The organism is Bradyrhizobium xenonodulans, assembly GCF_027594865.1.
GTDB lineage: Bacteria > Pseudomonadota > Alphaproteobacteria > Rhizobiales > Xanthobacteraceae > Bradyrhizobium > Bradyrhizobium xenonodulans.
This window is the reverse complement of sequence record NZ_CP089391.1, coordinates 3,065,750-3,086,204: the sequence shown is the minus strand read 5'-3', so window position 1 is coordinate 3,086,204 and position 20,455 is coordinate 3,065,750. Positions and strand designations below refer to the sequence as shown.

The 20,455-nt window shown below is 60.2% G+C and carries 20 protein-coding genes and 1 pseudogene; 12 read left to right on the top strand and 9 right to left on the bottom strand.

Annotation, left to right across the window (positions count from 1 at the left end; genetic code table 11):
• Positions 1-5: 5 nt before the first annotated feature.
• From I3J27_RS14165 to I3J27_RS14150, 4 genes are all read left to right on the top strand, one after another.
• Entirely contained in the window at positions 6-2,381 is a 2,376-nt protein-coding gene (locus I3J27_RS14165) for a xanthine dehydrogenase family protein molybdopterin-binding subunit (RefSeq protein WP_270170187.1), read from the top strand.
• A gap of 6 nt (positions 2,382-2,387) precedes the next feature.
• Positions 2,388-4,079, top strand: a complete 1,692-nt coding sequence (locus I3J27_RS14160; protein ID WP_270170185.1) for a hydantoinase B/oxoprolinase family protein — start codon at positions 2,388-2,390, stop codon at positions 4,077-4,079.
• Positions 4,080-4,101: 22 nt separating this feature from the next.
• The gene (locus I3J27_RS14155; protein WP_270170183.1) at positions 4,102-6,174 is read left to right on the top strand and encodes a hydantoinase/oxoprolinase family protein; all 2,073 of its coding nucleotides are present in this window, start codon (positions 4,102-4,104) and stop codon (positions 6,172-6,174) included.
• A 265-nt stretch (positions 6,175-6,439) separates the two neighbouring features.
• Positions 6,440-6,664, top strand: coding sequence for a hypothetical protein (locus I3J27_RS14150; RefSeq protein WP_270170181.1), 225 nt, complete (start codon positions 6,440-6,442; stop codon positions 6,662-6,664).
• A gap of 483 nt (positions 6,665-7,147) precedes the next feature.
• Here I3J27_RS14150 and I3J27_RS14145 read toward each other — a convergent pair whose 3' ends face one another.
• The 4 genes from I3J27_RS14145 to I3J27_RS14130 form a co-directional block, all read right to left on the bottom strand.
• A complete protein-coding gene (locus I3J27_RS14145) occupies positions 7,148-7,333 on the bottom strand; it encodes a hypothetical protein (RefSeq protein ID WP_270170179.1) in 186 nt (61 codons plus the stop codon).
• Positions 7,334-7,481: 148 nt separating this feature from the next.
• Positions 7,482-7,793 carry a hypothetical protein gene (locus I3J27_RS14140; protein ID WP_270170177.1) on the bottom strand — a complete coding sequence of 104 codons (312 nt, stop codon included), beginning with the start codon at positions 7,791-7,793 and terminating at the stop codon, positions 7,482-7,484.
• 613 nt (positions 7,794-8,406) lie between these two features.
• Positions 8,407-8,604 (bottom strand): hypothetical protein, encoded by a 198-nt coding sequence (locus I3J27_RS14135; protein WP_270170175.1) that lies wholly within the window; start codon positions 8,602-8,604, stop codon positions 8,407-8,409.
• A gap of 323 nt (positions 8,605-8,927) precedes the next feature.
• On the bottom strand, positions 8,928-9,389 hold the full coding sequence (locus tag I3J27_RS14130) for a cupin domain-containing protein (RefSeq protein WP_270172753.1): 462 nt from the start codon (positions 9,387-9,389) through the stop codon (positions 8,928-8,930).
• A 128-nt stretch (positions 9,390-9,517) separates the two neighbouring features.
• Between I3J27_RS14130 and I3J27_RS14125 the strand changes: the two genes are divergently transcribed.
• On the top strand, positions 9,518-9,658 hold the full coding sequence (locus I3J27_RS14125; RefSeq protein ID WP_270170173.1) for a hypothetical protein: 141 nt from the start codon (positions 9,518-9,520) through the stop codon (positions 9,656-9,658).
• Between the two features lie 442 nt (positions 9,659-10,100).
• Here the strand turns inward: I3J27_RS14125 and I3J27_RS14120 are convergent, their stop codons facing one another.
• Positions 10,101-10,406, bottom strand: coding sequence for a Cif family virulence factor (locus I3J27_RS14120; protein ID WP_270170171.1), 306 nt, complete (start codon positions 10,404-10,406; stop codon positions 10,101-10,103).
• A 147-nt stretch (positions 10,407-10,553) separates the two neighbouring features.
• Between I3J27_RS14120 and I3J27_RS14115 the strand changes: the two are divergent.
• From I3J27_RS14115 to I3J27_RS14100, 4 genes and pseudogenes are all read left to right on the top strand, one after another.
• Positions 10,554-10,733 (top strand): annotated as a pseudogene (locus I3J27_RS14115) (SOS response-associated peptidase); the annotation flags it as partial.
• 124 nt (positions 10,734-10,857) lie between these two features.
• Complete coding sequence (locus I3J27_RS39080; protein WP_306417060.1) at positions 10,858-10,983, top strand: hypothetical protein; 126 nt, start codon at positions 10,858-10,860, stop codon at positions 10,981-10,983.
• 2,714 nt (positions 10,984-13,697) lie between these two features.
• Positions 13,698-14,195: a hypothetical protein gene (locus I3J27_RS14105; RefSeq protein ID WP_270170169.1), complete on the top strand. Its 498-nt coding sequence runs from the start codon at positions 13,698-13,700 to the stop codon at positions 14,193-14,195.
• Between the two features lie 842 nt (positions 14,196-15,037).
• Entirely contained in the window at positions 15,038-15,508 is a 471-nt protein-coding gene (locus tag I3J27_RS14100) for a DUF5658 family protein (protein ID WP_270170166.1), read from the top strand.
• 117 nt (positions 15,509-15,625) lie between these two features.
• Here the strand turns inward: I3J27_RS14100 and I3J27_RS14095 are convergent, their stop codons facing one another.
• On the bottom strand, positions 15,626-16,426 hold the full coding sequence (locus I3J27_RS14095) for a sterol desaturase family protein (RefSeq protein WP_270170164.1): 801 nt from the start codon (positions 16,424-16,426) through the stop codon (positions 15,626-15,628).
• Between the two features lie 81 nt (positions 16,427-16,507).
• On the bottom strand, positions 16,508-16,837 hold the full coding sequence (locus I3J27_RS14090) for a DUF5658 family protein (RefSeq protein ID WP_270170162.1): 330 nt from the start codon (positions 16,835-16,837) through the stop codon (positions 16,508-16,510).
• A gap of 246 nt (positions 16,838-17,083) precedes the next feature.
• Here I3J27_RS14090 and I3J27_RS14085 point away from each other — a divergent pair, with 246 nt between their 5' ends.
• The 3 genes from I3J27_RS14085 to I3J27_RS14075 all read left to right on the top strand — a co-directional run bounded on the left by I3J27_RS14085 (position 17,084) and on the right by I3J27_RS14075 (position 19,300).
• Positions 17,084-17,308 (top strand): hypothetical protein, encoded by a 225-nt coding sequence (locus I3J27_RS14085; protein ID WP_270170160.1) that lies wholly within the window; start codon positions 17,084-17,086, stop codon positions 17,306-17,308.
• 132 nt (positions 17,309-17,440) lie between these two features.
• Complete coding sequence (locus I3J27_RS14080) at positions 17,441-18,268, top strand: sterol desaturase family protein (protein WP_270170157.1); 828 nt, start codon at positions 17,441-17,443, stop codon at positions 18,266-18,268.
• 48 nt (positions 18,269-18,316) lie between these two features.
• On the top strand, positions 18,317-19,300 hold the full coding sequence (locus I3J27_RS14075) for an acyltransferase family protein (protein ID WP_270170155.1): 984 nt from the start codon (positions 18,317-18,319) through the stop codon (positions 19,298-19,300).
• A 149-nt stretch (positions 19,301-19,449) separates the two neighbouring features.
• Here I3J27_RS14075 and I3J27_RS14070 read toward each other — a convergent pair whose 3' ends face one another.
• Together I3J27_RS14070 and I3J27_RS14065 are read right to left on the bottom strand one after the other, a co-directional pair.
• Positions 19,450-19,998: a tetratricopeptide repeat protein gene (locus I3J27_RS14070; protein WP_270170153.1), complete on the bottom strand. Its 549-nt coding sequence runs from the start codon at positions 19,996-19,998 to the stop codon at positions 19,450-19,452.
• A gap of 46 nt (positions 19,999-20,044) precedes the next feature.
• Entirely contained in the window at positions 20,045-20,443 is a 399-nt protein-coding gene (locus I3J27_RS14065) for a hypothetical protein (RefSeq protein ID WP_270170151.1), read from the bottom strand.
• Positions 20,444-20,455: the final 12 nt, after the last annotated feature.

Sequence of the window (20,455 nt, the reverse complement as noted above, 5' to 3'; positions counted from 1 at the left end):
CGCCCATGTCCGACATCTCAGCCACCATGGATTTCCGCCGCCGCGACGCGCGTGACAAGCTGCGCGGCCGCACACGCTACACCATGGACCGCTACCTGCCCGGGATGCTGCACGCGGCCGTGCTGCGCGCCAATGTGGCCTCGGGGCGCATCGTCCGCCTCGACACGTCGCGCGCCGCGTGCATGCCTGGCGTGCGCGCGATCATCACCGCGGCGGATGCCCCCGGCAAGATCGGGATCGGCATCGCCGATCACCCGCTGTTTGCCCGCGACGTGATCCGCTATGACGGCGAGCCGCTGGCGGCCATCGCCGCCGATACGCTCACACAGGCACAAGCCGCACTTGCTGCGATCGACGTCGAAATCGCGCCGCTGCCGGCCGTGCTCACCATGGCGGAGTCCCTCGCAGCGGCGGCACCGCTGGTTCATCCCGACTGGCCGAACTACGAGGTGCTGTTCGAGGGCGGCGCGCGCGAAGGCAACGTGGCCTGGGAGGCAACGGTGGTCCGGGGCGATGTCGATGCCGCCTTCGCACGGCCTGACGTCGAGATCGTCGAGAGCAATTTTCGCGTTGGCCGCCAGAACCATGTCGCTTTCGAGCCGCGCGCGGTCGTCGCGACCTATGAAGACGGGCGGTTCCATATCGAGACCTCGACCCAGGTGCCCTGGACCATCCGCAATGCGACCGCGCGCATCCTCGGCGTCGCCCCGTCGCGGGTCCGGGTCACGGTGCCGCCGGTGGGCGGCGCCTTCGGCCTCAAATTCGATCTCGCAATCGAGCCATTCGCAGCCCTGCTCGCGCGCGCCAGCGGACAACCAGTGCGGCTGGTCAACTCGCGCGAAGAGGAGATGCTGACCTGCCTGTTCCGCGAGAACGCCGATATTCGTATTCGCTCGGCGGTGACGCGCGCCGGCGAAATCGTCGGACGCGAGGCGGTCGTCCTGATGGATTGCGGCGCCTATGGCGGCGAGCAGATCTTCCTGACCACCATGACCGCCCATACGCTCGGCGGAAACTACCGGCTTGGGACGACGCGCCTGGTCTCGCGCGCGGTCTACACCAACACAGCGCCGAACGGCGCCTTCCGCTGCTGCAACGGTGTCTACTGCACCTTCGCACTCGAGCGACATACCGACGAGATCGCAGCGCGGATTGGCATGGATCCCCTCGCCTTCCGCCGACACAACGTGCTCGGCGACGGCGACCTCGGCGCCACCGGCCAGGTATTCGAAGGCAACGTGCTCGGTCCGATGCTCGATCGGATGGATACGCTGCGCGAAGCGGCCGCGCCGTCCCGCAAACTGGCCGACGGCCGATTGTTCGGCCGCGCCACCACGGTCGGCACATGGTTCGTGTTCGTCGGCCCTTCGGCCGCGACAATCAACATGAACGCCGACGGGACGGCCACGCTCGTGACATCGGGGGTCGAGATCGGTTCCGGCTCGATGATGCAGAGCCTACCCCAGATCGTCGCCGGCACGCTCGGCCTCAATCCCGATGACGTCGTGGTGCGCGCGGCCGATACCGACGCGGCCGGCTACGACGCCGGCGTCGGCGGCGGCCGTACCACGGTCTCGCTCGGCGCGGCGAGCCTTTCGGCCGCGCAGGAGGTGCGAACCAAGCTGCTGAAGGTCGCCTCGGAGATGATTGAAGCTGCGCCCGAAGACCTCGTGATGCGCCAGGGGCGGATCGAGATCGCCGGCGCGCCCGGCTCCGGCCACGCGATCGCTGAAGTCGCAACCCGTGCGCAGGCCCGGTTCGGGCCGGTTTCCGGCACTGGTGCCTTCACGGGCGCCGGCGTGCCGGCGATGCCCGGTTGCGTCGCCGGCCACTTCATCGACGCGATCGATATCCCCGTCTTCGCGGTCCATGACTGCGATGTCGCGGTCGATCCCGAGACCGGACAGGTGGAGGTGCTGAACTATCGCGTCGTGCAGGATGTCGGCCGCGCACTGAATCCGCGCGCGATCCATGGCCAGATCCAGGGCGGCGTCGTGCAAGGCCTCGGCTATGCCTTGCACGAAGAGGTCACGATCGGCACAAATGGCCGCGTCTGCCAGAACGGCTTCGAGACCTACCGCCTGCCGCTGGCGCTCGACGTCGTGCCGGTCGAGATCAGCCTGTACGAAGGCGCGCCGTCGGTCGGACCGCTCGGCACCAAAGGTGCCGGCGAGGTGCCGATCCTGAACGTCGGCGCGACCGTCGCCTGCGCGGTGGCCAACGCGACCGGAAAGCGTGTCCAGGAACTGCCGCTGACGCCGCCGCGGGTGCTCGAACTTCTGCTCGCCCGCAACGGTGAGCTCGGCCACCCCCACATCGCCGAGGCCTGGGTCGACAATCTGGTGCGACCGCACGGCACGGCTGCACAAGATCGAAAGTGATGCATCTTGGCCATTGAAACCAGCGAGTCCGTCGCGTCGTTCGATCCGGTCACCCACGAAATCATCCAGGGCAAGCTGCTCTCGATCGTCGACGAAATGGCAATCGTGATGACCAAGACCAGCATGAGCCCGGTGATCTACGAGGTGCTGGATTTCGCCTGCGGCATCTGCAATGCGCACGGCGAGCTCATCGCTCAGACCAATGGCATTACGCTGTTCACCGGTACGTTCGGCGCGCAAATTCGAAGCGTCATCGACCGGTTCGGCGCATCGATCTTTCCCGGCGATGTGATCGTCACCAACGATCCTTTTCGCGGCGGCACCCATGCCTGTGATTTCGCGATCGTGCGTCCGGTGTTCGCTGAGGCCCGACTGATCGCGTTTGCCATCAACGTCGCGCATTGGCTGGACGTCGGCGGCGCGATTCCGGGCAGCCTGCCGCCGGATGCGACCTCGATCTTTCAGGAGGGGCTGCGGCTGCCTTGCGTGAAGATCGCCGAAAGAGATCAATTGGTCGACAGCATCGTCGAAATCATCCGCGAGAATGTCCGGCTTCCCGACATGGCCATCGGCGACCTCCATGCCCAACTCGCGACCGTCCGAATCGCCGATCAGCGGCTGCAGGAAGTGGTCGGCCGATACGGCGCCGACGCACTGCTCGCTTCATTCGATCAGCTGCTGCGGGATTCCGAGAACAGAGTCCGGGACGTCATCCGATCGTTGCCGGATGGCAAGTACATCGCCACCGACGTGATCGACGGCGACGGAGTCGATCCGCTTCCCATCGAGGTCAAGGTTGCAGTCCGTATCGCCGGCGACGCCATGGAGGTCGACTTCACGGGCTGCCCCGCGGCGTGCGCCGGTCCGATCAATTGCGCCCGCGGCGCGCTGCACTCCGCAGTGAAGACCGTCTTCAAGGCCCTGGTCGCGCCCTACGAACCATCGAACGAAGGTTGGTTCCGCCCACTATCGATCCTGGCCCCGCAAGGCACGCTGTTCACCGCCGAGCGGCCGTCCCCCACCGGCTGGTACTATGAGGGGTCGGTGCATGCCTCCGAGCTGGTCTGGAAGGCGCTGGCGCCGATCCTGCCCGAACGATTTTCCGCCGGCTCCTATACCAGCCTCTGCGTCACCTACATCGCCGGGCATGATGAAACCGGCGAATTGTTCGTTCATATCGAGCCCGAGCACGGGGGCTGGGGTGCCTGTCACGACAGCGACGGCGCCAATGCGCTGATCGCGCTGACCGACGGCGATACCTACAACTACTCCGTCGAACTGATCGAAGCCAAGTTTCCGCTGCTGGTCGAGCGCTACGGTTTCAACGTCGAGGGCGGCGCCGGTGCCGGCCTGTTTCGCGGCGGATACGGCCTGGTGAGGGAGTATCGGGTACTGGCCGAGCGCGCCGAGGTCTATTGCGGCTTTGGGCGAACGGTCACGCCACCATGGTCGATGGATGGCGGCGCGTGCGGATCGGTGAATTACCTCGAAATCGTGAAGGCCGATGGAAACGTCTTGAAGCTCGGACGATCGCCGGCCAGGCCCGTTGGCCAAGGCGACCGTATCAAGATCGTGACGGGCGGCGGCGGCGGTTGGGGAGCGCCATCGGACCGGGCCCCCGCAAGGGTGACAGCCGATGTCGAGAGTGGGCTGATCTCCCGGGAGGACGCGCAGCGCATTTACGGAAGACGGTTATGACGCTTGGCCAGGGGTGCTCGGCATGATTCGCGTTGCCACGGATGTAGGCGGCACTTTTACCGACCTGATCGCATATGACGACGCCAGCGGCGCCGTCGTCTTCTCGAAGAGCCTGACAACCGTCGATGACCAGTCGGTCGGGGTTCTCGACACCATCGCTATGGCCGAACAATCCGGATTGGGCGTTGGCGGCGTCGGCTTCTTCGTGCACGGCGGCACGACCGTCATCAACGCCATCACCGAACGCAAAGGTGTCAAGACCGCGCTGATCACGACGGCTGGTTTCCGTGACGTGCTTGAAATCGGCAGGGGCAACCGCCCCGATCTCTATAATTTGCGCGCCAGGACTCCGGCGCCCTTCGTCCCGCGTCAGCTGCGGTTCGAAGTGAGAGAACGCATGAGCGCGTCGGGGCAGGTCCTGCACGCCCTGGACGAGAAAGATGTCGCGCGCTGCGCCCGGCAATGCCGAGAGCAGGACGTCGCCGCCGTCGCGATCATCTTTCTTCATAGCTACGCCAATCCCGCCCACGAGAAGCAATGCGCAGAACTGCTGCGCATGGAGCTGCCTGGGGTATCGGTCTGCGCCAGTCACGAAATCTCACGGCAATGGCGGGAATACGAACGATCCAACACGGCCGTGCTCAATGCCTACGTTCAGCCCATCATCAGAGGCTATTTCGACAACCTCGATGTCGCACTGCGACGCAAGGGAATAAATTGCTCCTACTATGCGATGCAGTCGAACGGCGGCATCGCAAGCTTCGAACAGGTGGTAACGGCCGCGCTCACGCTGGTCGAATCCGGTCCATCCGGCGGCGTGGCCGGCGCGGCGCGTATCGGATCGGAAATCGGCGAAACCGACGTTCTATATCTGGACGTCGGCGGTACGACCGCGAAATGCTCCCTGATCAAGGCGGGACAGCCCAAGGTCGATGCAGAATATCGCCTCGAGAAGACACGAAGCTCTCCTGGTTACACCATTCAAGTCCCGGTCGTTGATATCGTCGAGGTCGGCGCCGGCGGGGGCTCGATAGCCTGGCTCGACCCGAGCGGCAGGCTGCGGGTCGGCCCGCAAAGCGCGGGATCCAGCCCTGGGCCTGCCTGTTACGGCAGAGGTGGCGTCGATCCGACTGTGACAGACGCCAAGCTGGCGCTCGGAATCTTGGACCCGCTCACCTTCGCGGAGGGCCGCATGCCGCTCGACGTCGAGCGCGCGCGTGCGGCGATCACCCGTGTCTCCCTGCCGATGAAGCTCTCCGTCGAACTGGCCGCGCTGGCGATCGTCAAGGTGGCCGAAGAGTCTATGATCAACGCACTGAAGCTGATCACGATACAGCGCGGACACGATCCGCGCGACCTCGTGTTGATCGTATCCGGAGGCGCGGGACCGTTGCTGGCTGCCAGCCTCGGGCGAGAACTGAATGTCAAACGGACCGTGATTCCCACGCATCCCGGCATTTTTTCGGCCTGGGGAATGCTTGCCGCGCGGCCGCGCGCCGATATCAGGCGTACGGTGTTGAAGACGGTTAGCGAACACGACATGAATTCCGTCTCGCAATTGTTTGCGGAGCTCGAACAGGAGGCCCTCGAGTATTTCGCCGGAACCAGTGCGGCCAAATTGAAATTCCGTCGCTATGTCGAGATGCGATATCGTGGCCAGGAGCATAGCGTCCCCGTGGCCATTTCCGGCGACGGTGCCGAAGACTTTTTGTCCGACTTCCATGCCGCCCATCGGAAGGCTTTCTCATTCGCGCTGATGACCGCAACAGCCGAGATCACGACGCTTCATTTGCAGACCGAAGTGCTCAGCGACGTGATCGCCCTGCCGAACGTTCAGGGTAACCAGCAAGACACGCTTGACCACGCCCTCAAGGGCCAACGCTTCGTCTTCCTTGCAAGAAAGAATGGTTGGATCGCCTGCAACGTTTACGATCGAAACCGACTCCCGATCGGATCGTTGATTCCGGGCCCGGCGCTCGTCGAGGAACCCACGACGACGACGTTCGTGCCTGCCGACCAGAGGTTTACTCGCGACAAGACGGGTCAGCTCATCATCCGGGGCCATGTATCAAGGACGGAAAGCGGAGCCGCCTGACGGTCGGACAATGCCCCTCACCCAACTTCGAGCAATCAATGTCCTTGCGGAGCTTTGCCGTCAGCTCGATGAAATCGGCGTTGTATTGCGGCTTGTCGGCGGCCAGCGGTGATCTCAGGATAGAAGAGAAGCGCGCGCCAAACGTCGAAGTAACTATTGGCGATACCCGCGAGTTGACCGCCACAGCGTCATGAGCAATCGCCAAACGTCTCACTCAGATCGGTGCTCGTCAGCATTTACCCACGATGCCAATCGGGAGCTGAGCATGTCCCTGTCAGTACACGTTCGGGCCTTTCGCGACCTTGTCGGCGACGGAGGCGTCGTTGACGACCCAGAGCGGATGGCTACCTACACGACGGATCAACGCCAGCTCTCCACAGGCTCGACGTTTGCCGTGCTGAAGCCGAGGACGACGAAGCAGGTCGCCGACATCGTGCGGCTCACGGCGTACCACGGTATCGGAATCGTTCCGCAGGGCATCGTCCGCTGAGGAGGCTGTTCAAAGCCGTCTTCGGTGTTCCTCAAGGTGTTTACGTTAGAACTCCGAGTTCAATAACCTGCCCTCACCTGCCCGACGCAACTCCGCTGCTTGCAATGCCGTCTTTAGGCCCAACGATCGGCCCGCCCTCCAATCATCATCAGCAGCAACAGCACGTCATAGGCACGTGATGACTGGAATAATCAAGGCGTCGATCAAGCCGCCGCCGTGCTTCCAACATGTTGATCAGAACAGCGACGCTAAGTCCGCCGGGGGTCATTCACGTCGATGCAAACTTCTGCCTGTCACCGCCGGTCCACCCCGAACAGCGGACCAACCGAACCGACATAGATCTCCGCTTGTGACCCTGGCTGTGTAAAAACGCGAGGAAGCGAAAGCTGTCCTGCGGACCAGATCCTTGGTGAGGAGCCCTATGTCTTTCGCATCCCAGCTCATGGGGCATATTATAGCGCCGATTTCCGAACACGCGTCAATCTAGTCTTCGTCCGGCTCGCGCACGACCGCCGGTTCGTCAGCGTCATCTTCCCCGTCGTCGTCTTCGTCCTCCTCATCTTCCTCCTCTTCATCAGGATCTCTTGGTGGTTTCGCGGTGCCCATGAGCACGGGCGATGTCCCGCAGATCGCCGTCATGGAAAATGCTTCGAAGGTGTGTTGCTTCATGTCGTTGCTGCTCCTCGAAAGGCCCCCGCGGTCGAATATTCCTAAGCGGCGGCACGCGTATGTTCAGGGCGCGATTGTCGCAAACGCGAGGGTGGACATCAGATCGATGACATGAGCAAGGGCAGCACCCGCCATGAAACTGGCGACGCTACTTTATGCCGGAAGATCCATCAGGCTCTATGTCCACCAAAAGCTCGCCGCTGATTATCTCGGGAACCCCAAGATCGAGGTCATGCAAACTTGCCTGAACAAACGCCAGTATCTTGGCGTTCGCTGCGTTGGCGCTTTCGCGGTCATCGAATATCATCACGGCGATGCCGACGCCGTCGCCCGCATCCAGCACATAGTAAGATCTAAATCCGTGCGATTGCCTCAGGATCTCACCGACGCCGCTCTTGGCGCGACGAGCTGCGTCCGCTACCGAACGAACCTTCGTGTACTTGCGAATGACCATGTACATGGGGCCACCACGCGCCATACGCTCCCTCGCATCAGAGCATATCGGTCTCGGTCGGACCAGTGCCAACTTCCGGGATAGGCCATAGCGCCCGGTTGGGCGGTCCGTGCAACGCACTTTTTCCAATTAGCCATCCTCGTCCGCAAGGACGAGGTGCTTGTTCGAGGCCACGGATAAGAAGCGGGGCCTGCTGTTGATAAAACAATATCCCGCATGTCACCTTTTGGCCCATCAGCGAAGTGGCCGCGCCGCCCGTTGAAGTCCGCTTACTGCGGACTGGATTTGCTCAGGTCGAGTTCTTCACATTCTGCCCCGGAACGGAAGTTGCCGACCAAGACGGTCCAAACCTCAGGCGGACACCAGCCCACGAGTCCGGCGGTGGCGCAAATGCGAGGCGCCGCAACGTCTATCGCAGGCGGCGGAGCACAATATGACCATGCAAGCGGCTTTCTCCAAGCGCGCCTCAGAGATATGGAGCGAAAAGCGTACTGACGTCATGCTTGAGAATGCGGATGGCTAACATCAACCGTCTGTGGGTCATTGTTGGCTAGACACGATAACGCATCCGCGGAATGCAACGGACAGGCGGCCTGTGAAAGGCGCATGCATTGCACTATCAGCGGTCCAGGTTGGGAACCCATTCTTCCGCGGTTGCATCCCAATGATGGCTGTCGTCGAAGTGCTTCCAGAGTGGCTGCCTTTGCTTGCCTTCGCCGCTCCGCAGGTTTGCCTGTGCGCGAATGACGCGCGCCATAGCGATCATTACCCATTCGCGAGTACTACGTCGGGAGTTCCACTTGATTTCTGCAAGCATCGGAGGCCTCCGTCGATGTAAGAACCTTGCTTCACACTAGCCCGCGCCAAGAGCCAAGGGATGTAAACTACTTCACAGGCAATCAAGCTATTCGACATAGGCGAGGGCGATCACGGCGCAGCGAGCGCGAGCAAATCGCCGGCTTGCTGCTTTCGTTAATCCCTAGGGCAACGGTCGGCAGCGCCGGGTCTGGATTTAATTGCGAGCAAAGCAATGATTGCAAGAGTGTCTCGTTTGGACGACAATCAAGTCCGAAGGTCATCGCCGACCTCAATGCTGCCGCGCGTGCGGTTCGTTCTTCGCCTGACCGAAAAATTGATCGGTCAGGCGGCGGGGACGCTTACCTCTCGTGGGGCAGCAGGATGAAGGCGCCGCGAGATCAAGGACCTGAGCTTGTTGACCGCGCGGACGGCCAAACCGAGCCCCAACGGATTGGTCGTACGGAAGAAGGCCACCTTTTTCACATAACCCTCGACATGCCATTTGGCGTGGGAACCGTTGCGGAAAAAGATTACGTCACCAACGTTGTAGCGCTTCGGCGGCATGCCGTCGTACTCGAGCATGATCGATCCTTCGAGGATCACGATGGTCTCATCGACATCGTAGTACCAGTTGAACTTGCCTTCGGTGCAGGACCAGATCAGGGTGCGGGCCGCACGATCCGTGCTGATCGACAGCGTGCAGGCGCGGGCTTCCGGATTGCCTTCAATGATCCAGGATGGCTCGATCGGCGATGGTTTAAGATCCACATTGCAATGACTGGTTTCAATAAGCGCGAGCGGCATCATGTCACCCCGAACTGAAAGGATCATCCCGGCGTTACCAGTTGCCAAGTTTCCAAGACCGCAAAGTCAGATTTCCGTAACGAATGTGAAGAGGCTACTTTGTCGCAAGACTCGAAAGAGGTACCTCCGTGTTTTATCGCGGTGCACACGCCAGATGGCATGTCGAAGGCTACGTGAAGAAAGTCGCCTTCCTTCGTCTGAACAATCCGCATCCGCTGGGCTTCGCCATCCGCGCCGTCAACAAGCTCAGGTCCTTGATCGCGCGGTAACGGTCGTGAAGTCCGCCCAGTCAGTGGCGTACCTCTTTCGGGTATTAGAAAACTTTTCCGCTTCGAGATAAGCTCGCACCGAGCTCATCAGGTCGACAAGCTCGTTCGGCATCGACGTCCGCCTCGCGAGGGATCATGTCTGTCATGTTAGGGTACGCCGGCGAACAGATTCTACGTGGCGATATGATCAAGCTCGTCCACGGAAAGCTGTTTCCGGCGGTTCTGTTTGAGGAAAACGTGGGCGTAGCCGCCGATGACATTGAAAAAGGCGCTCGCGCTTACTGCCCGCAGGGCGGTTTTTGGCGAATAATGCCACCTGGGTTTCGGCCCTAGAGCCGTTAAGGGCGCTTATCGGGCGTTAGCGCCGCAGCGAGGAAAGTCCGCAAATGGGCCAGAAGCAGAAAGTTGCAGTTCCCGCTTCTGCACGATCACCATGAGACGTTCAGGGCGCGGCGACTGCAACCGTCTCTTCGACAATCTTCGGCTGCCCGCCTTCGCTAGTAAGGATGGACGAGTAGTAGCCGTGGAACGACCAATCTCCTACCTTGGCCTGCCACGTTCCCGCGTTGAAAACGAAAGCGCCTGAGGAACGCGAGATGGTTCTTTGAACCGAATAGTCATGCAATCCGAGCTTGAGAGCGTCGCGGAAACTCCCGCGAATGGCGTCTCGGCCCTGAAAGATGCCACTGGGCGTCACCCGCACAGCGTTCTCTGCAAATGTCGCGACCAGGTTCGATATTGTCGGCATTCCGATCCGGCTTTAGCACCGACGACGTCGGAAAAAGTGACAGCACAACCGGCCGCCGACTGAATCCTAAGAGCACGGCAGCCTAGCCCGCAGGCCCCGCTACCTCCAGAACTGGGCCGAACAGCTCCCAGTGTTCGCCGTTAAGCCAACACCGAAGTGGGCGCCGTTCATCGGAACGGCATGCCGGTGATCCTGACGACGCCCGACGAGGTCAAAATCTGGCTAACCGCACCGGCCGACGAGGACCTCAAGCTGCAGCGACCGTTGCCGGACGGGACGCTCCGGATCGTCGCCCGGGGCGTGAAGGAAGATCAGGCTGCAGCATGAAGCACGTCGAGGAACGCCCGTGTGCAGATCCGGCAGCCGCTGCGCGCCGGCTCGTCCAGCTCGCCGCAAGCACCCCGCCGGTCCAGGACGGCCGCATCTACATCGAGAGGATCATGCCCCGTTCTTGTTCACGCTCGGCGGCACTGGCAGTGAGTTCGGCGCCGGCATCAAGCATGCCGTGGAGCAAGGACGGCTCGAGCTGCACGAAAGCGGGACTTATGTGCGGTTGCCGAATGGCGCAATCGCCTAAGCGCCACAACCTAGATTAGCTTTCCGCAAACTGTCGCCATACCGTGCCCGCACTGTTGATGTTCAATCTTGAGGCGGCTGGCACTTCTATCCAAATGGTCGTGCCGGAGAACTGACAGTCCCTAGCGGGAGCCCCCGGCTGGGGCGCCTTCCTGTAATGGTGCCAAGACTCGAACCGGGGTCGAGCGCTCGACCCGTTGCCGATCAATCCTGACCGATCTGCATCAGCCCTGCTTCGATCAGCTCGACGTCCTGCTGCAGAACCCGAACCGATTCCCTTGGATCGACTCCCGTCCTGCTTTGGACATCAGCTAGCAGCCGGCGCCGATGCATGCGCATGTCCTCCAACGCAGTCCGATTCCTCAACCGAACGTAGATAGAAACAATCTGCTCAATAGAAGATGGCATTGAAATTTCCTTCGAATATAAGTTCCAAGTCCCGGGAGGAACTAGCAAAATCCCGGCACGGACCAGGTTGCACCATAGGCGTAAAAAAACAAATGACACTTTTTGGAGCCTCCAAGGGAGTGCCCCCTTTGGGCAGTCGTCTTTCCCATTTCACCGGCATAGACTGAGCTGGCCAACCGGGCTGGTTCATCCTTTCAGCCCTGGCGCCCGGAAAAGCAGGCGGGCCCCGCCGAGCTATCCGCTGGGCGGGGTCGCTTCCGTGTCGGATCGCCCGTTCGCGCGCCTCTCGACGACGTTCACGGCGTTCGCGGCGCCGCCTGGTCCGATCGGCGGGCTGCCGCAGCGGAGGAACGGGCGCCGGCGAAGTCACGATCGTCTGCTCAACTGAAAGCGCCTGGATGAGGCCGCCTCAGTTGGCGGCCTCTTTAACTTCATCACATGCGTCCTCGCGCAGCGGCTCCTGCGGGCGCTCGCACAGCAGCGGCCCCACCAACGCTGTTACAGATGGCGAGGCCGCCTGCGCTCCGGGATACCGAGGCTGGAGATGGGGCCCGGAGGCCGCCAGATGTTACGACCGCTAACAGAGAATAACGATTGCTCGAAAGAGGCACTCACTCCGGAGTGTCCTGATCTGCCTTACCGAGTATAGGACCGCACTCCGGTCCTGGCTTTGCGAGGCCGGGACCAGTCCATGCTGATTTTTCCTTGACCGCTATTTCGCCGGCCGGCGCAACGGGCTGTCCACCCACGTCCGAGCGGCGGGATCGCGCAGCGGATCGTCGTCGCAATCGGGGCAGACGTAGCGCGCGCCCGGCCGCGGCCGCCACCGCGCACCAGCCCGCCTTCGACGCTCTTCTCCGCCTTCGGCGAAGCATGAGGAAGAGCGGGCCTGCAGAGGTCAAGTGCGACGCCTGCGGCAGCATCGGCCATCAGCCTGTGCACGAGGCCGAACCCGGCCGCAGGATGTTTCCGGGCGGCTGCATTAAGTGCGGCGGCAAGGGACTCATACCTGAGGCGGAGTGAACTCCCGTTACGCCGCCAGTTATTCTCGTGCGCGGCGCAGAGCCGCCTCCACGTTTTCCCTCCCCTTCTCCCAGCGCCTCTCTTTCGGCCTCGGTGCGCTCGTGCAATGCCGCGCGCTCGGCCTCGATGGCCCTCGCCTTCGCCTCGTGCTCACGCCGACCCTTGTCCATCGCCGCCTGCGCCTTGATCGCTCTCTTCCGCTTCTCACGCTGCTTTGCCCGCGCCGCGTCTTCGCGGCGTCGGCTTCCTCTCGAATTCCTGCACGGCCTCGCGGGCTTCCTTGTCGCCGAGTCTGGAAGACGCCCGCTTCTTCGGCTTCGCCCGCCTTCGCTCGCGCCTGCTGGCTCCTTCGCTGTCGGGCTTCGCCATCGCTTCGGCGACGACGTCGGCGTCTTCCGTCTCTCTCGCGACGTCTGCTGGCTCTCCAGGTTAGAAGGGTCGGAAACACTACGTCGGCAATGCCGTTTCCCTGACTTCGAGGTTGCTGGAAAGTGATTTCAATCCGATGTCAGTTGTTTCGTCTTTGCAGGGCGAATGAAGTCTTGTCACGGATTCGCGAACGCGAAACACTGAGGCCGCTTCTCCCAATCTCGGATCAGACCTCAAGATGAGGCCTCGTCCGGATTGGTTTGGCAGGCACAGCCATTCCGAGGCCTCGATCGACTCGCCAGCTTCGCATTTGCCGCTGCCTTCTATGAGGCGACGTCGGGCGTCTGTAGGATGAACCGTCAGGCGCGGCCCCGCCCCCAGGGCCGGCGCGACTGAGACCATCTGCGGATATCCCGATTCGATGCTGCTACCCTTTTCCTCAATTGACATAGGGCTCGCTTATCGGCACGGTTTACGTCCACGTCCATGAATGATTTGCAGATCCGGCGGGCTGGGCCCGCAACGCGCAGCGTGCAAAACGACCGCCCCATTCGATGCTCCAGGCGGAACAACCGCTGAAGTTGATAGATGGCTCCATCGAGAACGGATACGGGCCGACTTGATCACCAGATGGATGATGATCCGTCCCGCACTCATCCGCGCGCCTCCGCTCACCCCCTGGCGGACGATCCTGTCGTCGAGGACCGAGATCAGCAGCCACGCACCGATCAAGGTAACAGTGCGCCCATAATTCACCCGCTCCAGGGGGCCCCTGCCTTGTCGTCCGCGCACTTCGGTTCCGGGCGGGAGGAGTCCGCCCGTGTGACAGCAATTGCGCATTGGATGCAGCATGGACGCCGCATCTGGCGCGGGCACCTCCAGCGCGATCAACTCCCCGAGTCAACCGGAGGGTCGATGGGAAACATCGAGCGCTGGCTGCTCGCGTTGCTGAGCGTTCTTGTCATCGTGAGTTGTGTTTGCGCCACCATCGTCTTGATGCAGGCCACGGCGCTCAAAGCGGAGATCACCACACTGCAACGCGAAATCATCGCGCTCAAGCTCCGCGTAGCCAGGCTCGATCAGATCGCAAGCGTCAATGAGGCACGTGACAAGCCAGGCACCGAAGCACCCAAGCCGCCGGTCGAGAATCGCACCGACCAGGCTGCTCTCGTCCTATCGCGCGAAGAGATTCAGCTGATCCGCGACTATATCAAGCCCGCCCCGGTTGCGGGCTCCGCAACTGAGTCGATCAAGGTCGGCGATCCCGTCATGGGAGAAACAATCCCGTTCCCTTCTTCGATCACGGATAAGGTGCGGAAAATGCTCGGCGCGAGATTTACCATTCGCAATGGCCTCATTGTCATTTCCCAAAATGGCAGCCATCGCGCTGATGCTGTGATCGGGCCCAATTGACAAAAGGCAGACGTGGCAGAGCGCAAGCGGCGCGGGATGATGCAATCAAAAGCCGAGAAGACCGAGTTCTCTGCTGACAGAGAAATTTACAAAAAGCGGTGCGCAGTGGTTTCTGCTGAGCGAAGCGAACCAAATCCGCGAAATCGCGCTGACACCACTTTCTGGCGCCGGGAAAATCGATTCGTATGGATTGCCCCTCGGGCGGTTTCCTGCACTGCGCGGCAAACCGGCTAGTTGTCCACGCATGGCCATGCCTATCCCAACTTGATGTGGCTCGCAGAATTCGTGCGAGCCTCTCGATTATCCGCGACCTCCGCGAGAAATTATCGAGCTTCGCCTCCACTAGCGATCCGCCAAGTCGAGGGCACCCTTCCTCGTAACCCGATCGGCCTTTCGGCCGATCGGGTGGAGATACGCCGGCAGCTTGCAGAACCCATTATGCATATCCAAAATTCCGAACATTTCAACTCGCGGCGTCAGCTCGCCCCAGAGACCCCGGTCATTTCTTTTTGACGCCGCTACCCGCGTAGCGCGTCAAGCGGCTCGGAACGGTTCTGCGAGCTCAACCTAGAATTGCCAGAAAGATCGAGCCATAGTGATGAAATGCCGCCGTGCATCTTTGCATTTCTTGGCTGCGCAACGGCACGAATGCCCGTCAGTTAGCGGAGATCGGTCAGATCTTTGCGGTCAGGGCTAGCAATGCGACGCTCTGAGAAGCTCATTTTCCTGTAAAACCACGGGCGAATGACCAATTGCGGCGCATAAGCCATTTAGGTCATGATCCTCTCGTTTGACCTTCTCCACCCTCCCAGATTAAATCGGCGCCCATTTGAGCTTATGAGATGAAAGTTTGGATCTATACAGACAAAAGCAGAAACGTTGGCGACCCGCAGCACCTGAAGGTCTTTGCGACCAACCAGGACGCGCAGGCTTGGTTTGAGCAGAACGCCCCCGAGGGCGTTGCATTAGCTTATGAGACCATTGTGGCGCCACGCTGCAAGCCATCTTCAGCGCCCAAGGTCGATGGGAATTTGGCTAAGCCTCTCTTGGTGCTTTCCGTCTTGCTGCTTGGGATCGCCGACCTCTTCACCACAAACATGATCCTGAATCTTGGCCTTCACGAGCTAAACCCGTTCATGCACCTTGCTCAAACATGGCTCGGTGCTTGGTGGCTTATCCCTAAGCTTGCCTTGACATATTTCATGATGTGGTTGCTTTGGCGCAGCAATAATCCTTACAACATTGCTATCGTGGTGGCCTTCTGCTCTACGCCAGTATTGAACAATCTTGTCATCTTGGCGAGCGCGCACTGAGGCATCACGAAGTCCGCCTTGGCGCAGCAAAAGGCTGAGCCAACGGATGAGGCGGGTAGCCTTTAGTTGCCACAGCCGTCGGCCATTTCCAACTTGTCCGTGCAGCACGTCGGCCGCTCATCTCTCGCGTGGTTTGGCGTCGTCTTTTTGCTTCGATGCCCATGCGATAAACGGATAGGCCAAAAGAGCCAAATAGTTTGAGGGCATAGGATTATCGACGCCAAATGTCTTCGGCTTCTGCCCCTTCGGAAGATAGACGCTTCCGAACAGCCAATCGTAGAATGAGATCATCCCGGCAAAGTTCTTGTCTCTGGCTTCGTTTTCGCTGCTGTGGTGCCAATGATGAAATTCCGGCGACACCAGGACGTAGCGTAGCGGGCCGTAGTTCAAGCGCACGTTGGCGTGAACGAGATAGGCCTGCCAGTAGTAGACAATGAGATAGGTCCCGATCGCTTCCGTGGAGAAACCGAGCGCGAAGAGCGGAAACAGTGAGCCAGCCTTCATGAATATCACGTCAAGCGGATGCTGATGAACCGCAGCGAGCCAATCTAGTTCTTCAACAGCGTGATGAACGGCATGGATTTGCCACATGGCGGGCACGACATGCAGGACACGGTGAGTCCAGTAGACCCCGAGGTCCCCGATCAAGACCACGAGAATCGCCTGGACCAAGTAAGGAAGACCGTCGATCGCCTGCTTCACTGGCAGTGGGAGCACCGTTTGATTGATCACAATGGCCACCGCGACGATAGCGATTACGCCGATCATGATCAGCCACCCGTTGACGAACTGGAAGGCCACATCGGTCAGCAGGCCACGTCTGAAAATCTTCTGAGGCCTCGCCGCAAATAGTCGCTCGATCGGAACGAAGATCAAAAGCGTCAACAGAAATCTGCTCAGTCCAAATAGCTCGTCCATTCAAATCGCCGCCTTGGAAATGGCGGAAGCTTATCACGTGCCTCCTTATTCGCCAATCGCTGAAGGGACGAAGTCGTGCGTTCAGTTCGTGCCCGCAACGATGAGGAGGAGGTTGTTTAGTACGGGCGTAGAGCAGAAAGCCACGACAAGGGCCACGTTGTAAACGTTCTTGCTGCGCCAAAGCAGCCCCACCAGCAGAAGCGTTAAGCCGAGTTTGGGAACAAGCCACCACACCCCGAGCCAGGTCTGGGCCAGCCTCATGACCGGGTTCAGTTCGCTCATTCCCAGAGCCAGGATCACATTCGTCGTCAAGAGGTCGGCGCACCCCAGCACCAGGCAGGACAGCACTAAGAGTGCTTTAACCCAGTTTGTTTTTAGGCCTTCGACACTGAAGCTGCTTGGCTTGGTCATATCAAAGGATCCTGAGCAACAGCGGAGCTAAAAGGGCCAGAAACGATGCAATAGCGGGTGTCTAAGCCAGAAAACTTTATATTCTCTCAAGCTTCGGGCGAGTCACTCGAGCGCCCGGGCTTGGCGTCCCGAGATCCCGCATTATTGGATCCTGACCGCGCCTCACGCGGTCAGCGGAAGGCGAGGTTCGGTCGGCGCGCCGCCGAACATGCGCCCCGGTTTGCCGCGAGGGCGCGAGAACAGACGATGAACGTCCCCATTCTGGCTAACCCGAGGTTTGTCGTTCTGCCGGCTCGTCTTCGCGAACAGCAGTCAAACACACAAAGTCTGGATTCAAGCTTCCTGCCGGCTAAGGAAGGGCTGCGCGTCGCGCATGATCCTCCTTATTTCAAGGGAGATGCGATCAAGAAAGCGCCGGAAAATTCAGCAAAAATCGCGGCTTGCGCTCGCTCAAGGTTTAAGGAAATATGAGTTTTTCGGCACCCAAGATGACGGGTGTTTCCGCATCTTTCGCCGTTCATTTATTCGCATTTTGATTTCTGCTGGCGAAGTCTAAAGGCTCCTACCGAGCAAAGACCATATTGAATCGGCGAGTCGTTGTTCATGTCGAGTGAGATTGCACATAGTGCCTTCTACCTGGCGCTTTTCCTAGGGGCCATCTACGGCAGTCGCCTGTTGGAAAAAACATGGCCTATCGCGGACGTCCCTCACTCCGAGTTTTGTGATGATTGGCTTGCGGTGATTGTGAGCGTCGGATTGTCAAGCTTGCTCGCTCCGCTCGCAGCAATTATCGCAAGTACGATCGCGAGCTATACTGGGCTTGGCTGGATTCACTTACCGACTGAAGGTTACTGGTGGTACGCCTCGCTCGCATTTGTCGTGGTGGCGCTCGATCTCTACAAATACACATTCCATCGTCTCCAACATGCCATCCCGTTCCTTTGGTCGATGCATTCGTTTCATCACAGCGCAAACGCCGTTACGTTCATCACCGGCGCTCGACATCTTTGGCTCGAGAGAGTGCTGGCTGACGCCTTTCTTCCAATTCTGGCGATCCTGTTTCGGATCCCACCAGATATGGCAATCGCCACGGGCTTTATCTTCTTCATTCCCGACGCTTGTGCGCACCTGAACGTGCGCATCCCACTCGGTCGGTTTGTGACATGGATCAACAACCCGCAATGGCATCGCATCCATCATTCGGTGCTCATGGAGCATCGGGACAAAAACTTCGCCGCCTTCTTTCCGCTCTGGGACATTCTTTTCGGCACAGCGTGCGTGCCGAAACCGGATGAGTATCCCGCAACGGGACTCGTGCCTGCTGAACGAGTGGACATCATCAATAGTGTGATCTGGCCAATCCGCCATTTGCGGCATCGAGCGTCGAAGAGCGATTGGGCTAAAGGTCTCTTGGTGCTCCTCCGCCGCTGATGAAAGGGCGATAGGCGCAGTTTTGTAGGTGGGCCCGGGGCGATTTTTATGAGCAATTTGCCGTCGGATTTTTCGAACCGCTCCGAGCCGCTTGATGCGCTCAGAGGTCTGGCCATCCTCACGGTCATCGCCCGCCACTATTTCGAGTTCAAATATGGCATGTTGGGCGTCGATCTGTTCTTTGTCATCAGCGGTTTCCTGATCGGCGGCGTCCTGTTGGATGACCGCGAACAGCCCGGCTACTTCTCGTCCTTTTACGGACGGCGGGCATTCCGCATCCTCCCCCTGTATTGGCTGTTACTGCTGATCGTGCCGCCAGATCACTGGGGCCACTACCTGTTCTTCATGCAAGCCAAGCCGTGGCTTCAGTTCGGCTATCCCCTGACCGAACCAACATTTGTCACCTGGACACTGGCGATCGAAGAGCAGTTTTATCTGATACTGCCGATGCTGATCTACTGGTTGCCGCGGCGATGGCTGATCCGCATTCTTTGGAGCGGCGTGCTGCTCGCGCCGGCTTGGCGCTGGTTATTCCACGCATATTTGCCAGACCACTCTTGGGAATTTTTGCTGCCAGGCCGCTTGGACGAACTATTCGGAGGCGTTCTACTCGCATCCTATATGCGTGGCTATTGCCGGTCACCTGTCGCGTGGGCAATCCTCGCTTGCGTGCCGCCGATCTGCGACGTGGCATACGCCACAATGGTTGGGCCATTCTCCTTCCTCTCGATCGCAGCATTCGCTTGCTGCATAATAGTATGGGCGGGGGCCAACATGGAAAGGACTGTGCTGCTTAGGCCCTTCATCTGGCCGGGGCGCCGATGCTATTCGCTCTACTTATTCCACATGGTCGTGCTCGACATATTCCTATTTTTCGACTTTGGCTTTTACGCGGGATTCGTGGCGCTCCCAATCGTGTGCATCCTGGCTGAGATAAGCTGGCACGTGATTGAATCTCCGCTTATCAACTATGCGAAGGGACGATTTGCAAAAGCCGATGCAGCAACGATCCGGATTGCTGGTGCGGTTTAGACATGAAGGATCTGGCGAGTGGCCTTTTTGGCCCCCATGACGTCAAAATGGCACGCATCCAGTGAGCTCGGGCGCGGATCAAGCATCTCGCACTCCACACTCCAGAACGCTCGTTAAGATCAAGCTGCTGTCCCGCGAACGCGATCAGGCTACGGCTGATTGTTCGGCGGCCTCTCGATGAACTTCCGGCTACCGTTGAGGAGCTCAAGGTTGTTGGCGATGACCGGGTTGCCCGGATCGAGCGAATACGCCTTCTCGAACTTCCGCCGCGCCGCGTGCAAATTGCCGCGCAGCATGTACGAATATCCCTGGTCATTGAGGATCTGCACCGTCTCGCCGCCGAGGCGGATCGCTTGCGCGTAAGCCTGATCGGCCAGATCGAACCGCCGTAGCCGGTCATAGCTCGCCGCAAGCCCGATCCAGGCCGTCAAGTCCTTCGGCGCCTTCTCGACGGCGTCCCTGAAATAGCGGTTGGCGATTCCGTAATTGCCGCGGTTGAAGTGTTCCAGGCCCATCCGGACGGGTTCGTCTGAAGCGTAGTACTTGACATCGGTTGGCTCCTGCACGGGGTCAGGACCGGCCGGAGCAACGGGCGCAACCACGGCAGCATCGCGGACGGTGGCTTCCTGCACCGTTTCGCAAGCTGCCAAGGCTGTGGCCAGTATGGCGCAAGCCAGCCATACAAGAAGGCGCCCCATGAGCATTATCCCCGCCCCACCACCGGCAATAAATCAACCATCAGACTCATCGGGTGCCTGCGCCCGCAAGGGCCGCGCCCGTGCCCACGTCGACGCTGCCACCTGCGTCCACTATGGCCGCCGTCGCGCCGGCGGTCCCCATTGGAGGATGCCCCGCTGCCGGCGTATTTCCGCCGAACGCCGGCAGCGGATCGCGCGGTGGGGTACCGGCGCGGTAGCGCTTTATAGCGCCGCTGGTCTTCCCCGCATCGACAACGATTCTGCGATCGCCGACACCTCTCGGCCACGGATGGATCGTGTGGGTTACGGCGTTGACTTGTTTGGCGTCGCCGGCGCTCAGCGTAATGGTGTCAGACCGCTGAAAGTAGCGGTCCATCTCGTCGTTGCCTGCCAAGCCGTTGCAAGCCCCAAGCGTGAAGACCGCGAGTAACGTCGTGCATGTCATATCGGTCGTCCC

What these genes read in the sequence shown, in the direction of transcription:
- I3J27_RS14145 (WP_270170179.1), bottom strand. Translation starts at nt 7,333, where the DNA reads ATGAAGCAACACACCTTCGAAGCATTTTCCATGACGGCGATCTGCGGG.
- I3J27_RS14165 (WP_270170187.1), top strand. Translation starts at nt 6, where the DNA reads ATGTCCGACATCTCAGCCACCATGGATTTCCGCCGCCGCGACGCGCGT.
- I3J27_RS14140 (WP_270170177.1), bottom strand. Translation starts at nt 7,793, where the DNA reads ATGTACATGGTCATTCGCAAGTACACGAAGGTTCGTTCGGTAGCGGAC.
- I3J27_RS14090 (WP_270170162.1), bottom strand. Translation starts at nt 16,837, where the DNA reads ATGACCAAGCCAAGCAGCTTCAGTGTCGAAGGCCTAAAAACAAACTGG.
- I3J27_RS14135 (WP_270170175.1), bottom strand. Translation starts at nt 8,604, where the DNA reads ATGCTTGCAGAAATCAAGTGGAACTCCCGACGTAGTACTCGCGAATGG.
- I3J27_RS14150 (WP_270170181.1), top strand. Translation starts at nt 6,440, where the DNA reads ATGTCCCTGTCAGTACACGTTCGGGCCTTTCGCGACCTTGTCGGCGAC.
- I3J27_RS14155 (WP_270170183.1), top strand. Translation starts at nt 4,102, where the DNA reads ATGATTCGCGTTGCCACGGATGTAGGCGGCACTTTTACCGACCTGATC.
- I3J27_RS14085 (WP_270170160.1), top strand. Translation starts at nt 17,084, where the DNA reads ATGAACGTCCCCATTCTGGCTAACCCGAGGTTTGTCGTTCTGCCGGCT.
- I3J27_RS14100 (WP_270170166.1), top strand. Translation starts at nt 15,038, where the DNA reads ATGAAAGTTTGGATCTATACAGACAAAAGCAGAAACGTTGGCGACCCG.
- I3J27_RS14075 (WP_270170155.1), top strand. Translation starts at nt 18,317, where the DNA reads ATGAGCAATTTGCCGTCGGATTTTTCGAACCGCTCCGAGCCGCTTGAT.
- I3J27_RS14065 (WP_270170151.1), bottom strand. Translation starts at nt 20,443, where the DNA reads ATGACATGCACGACGTTACTCGCGGTCTTCACGCTTGGGGCTTGCAAC.
- I3J27_RS14080 (WP_270170157.1), top strand. Translation starts at nt 17,441, where the DNA reads ATGTCGAGTGAGATTGCACATAGTGCCTTCTACCTGGCGCTTTTCCTA.
- I3J27_RS14120 (WP_270170171.1), bottom strand. Translation starts at nt 10,406, where the DNA reads ATGCCGACAATATCGAACCTGGTCGCGACATTTGCAGAGAACGCTGTG.
- I3J27_RS14095 (WP_270170164.1), bottom strand. Translation starts at nt 16,426, where the DNA reads ATGGACGAGCTATTTGGACTGAGCAGATTTCTGTTGACGCTTTTGATC.
- I3J27_RS14105 (WP_270170169.1), top strand. Translation starts at nt 13,698, where the DNA reads ATGGGAAACATCGAGCGCTGGCTGCTCGCGTTGCTGAGCGTTCTTGTC.
- I3J27_RS14130 (WP_270172753.1), bottom strand. Translation starts at nt 9,389, where the DNA reads ATGCCGCTCGCGCTTATTGAAACCAGTCATTGCAATGTGGATCTTAAA.
- I3J27_RS14070 (WP_270170153.1), bottom strand. Translation starts at nt 19,998, where the DNA reads ATGGGGCGCCTTCTTGTATGGCTGGCTTGCGCCATACTGGCCACAGCC.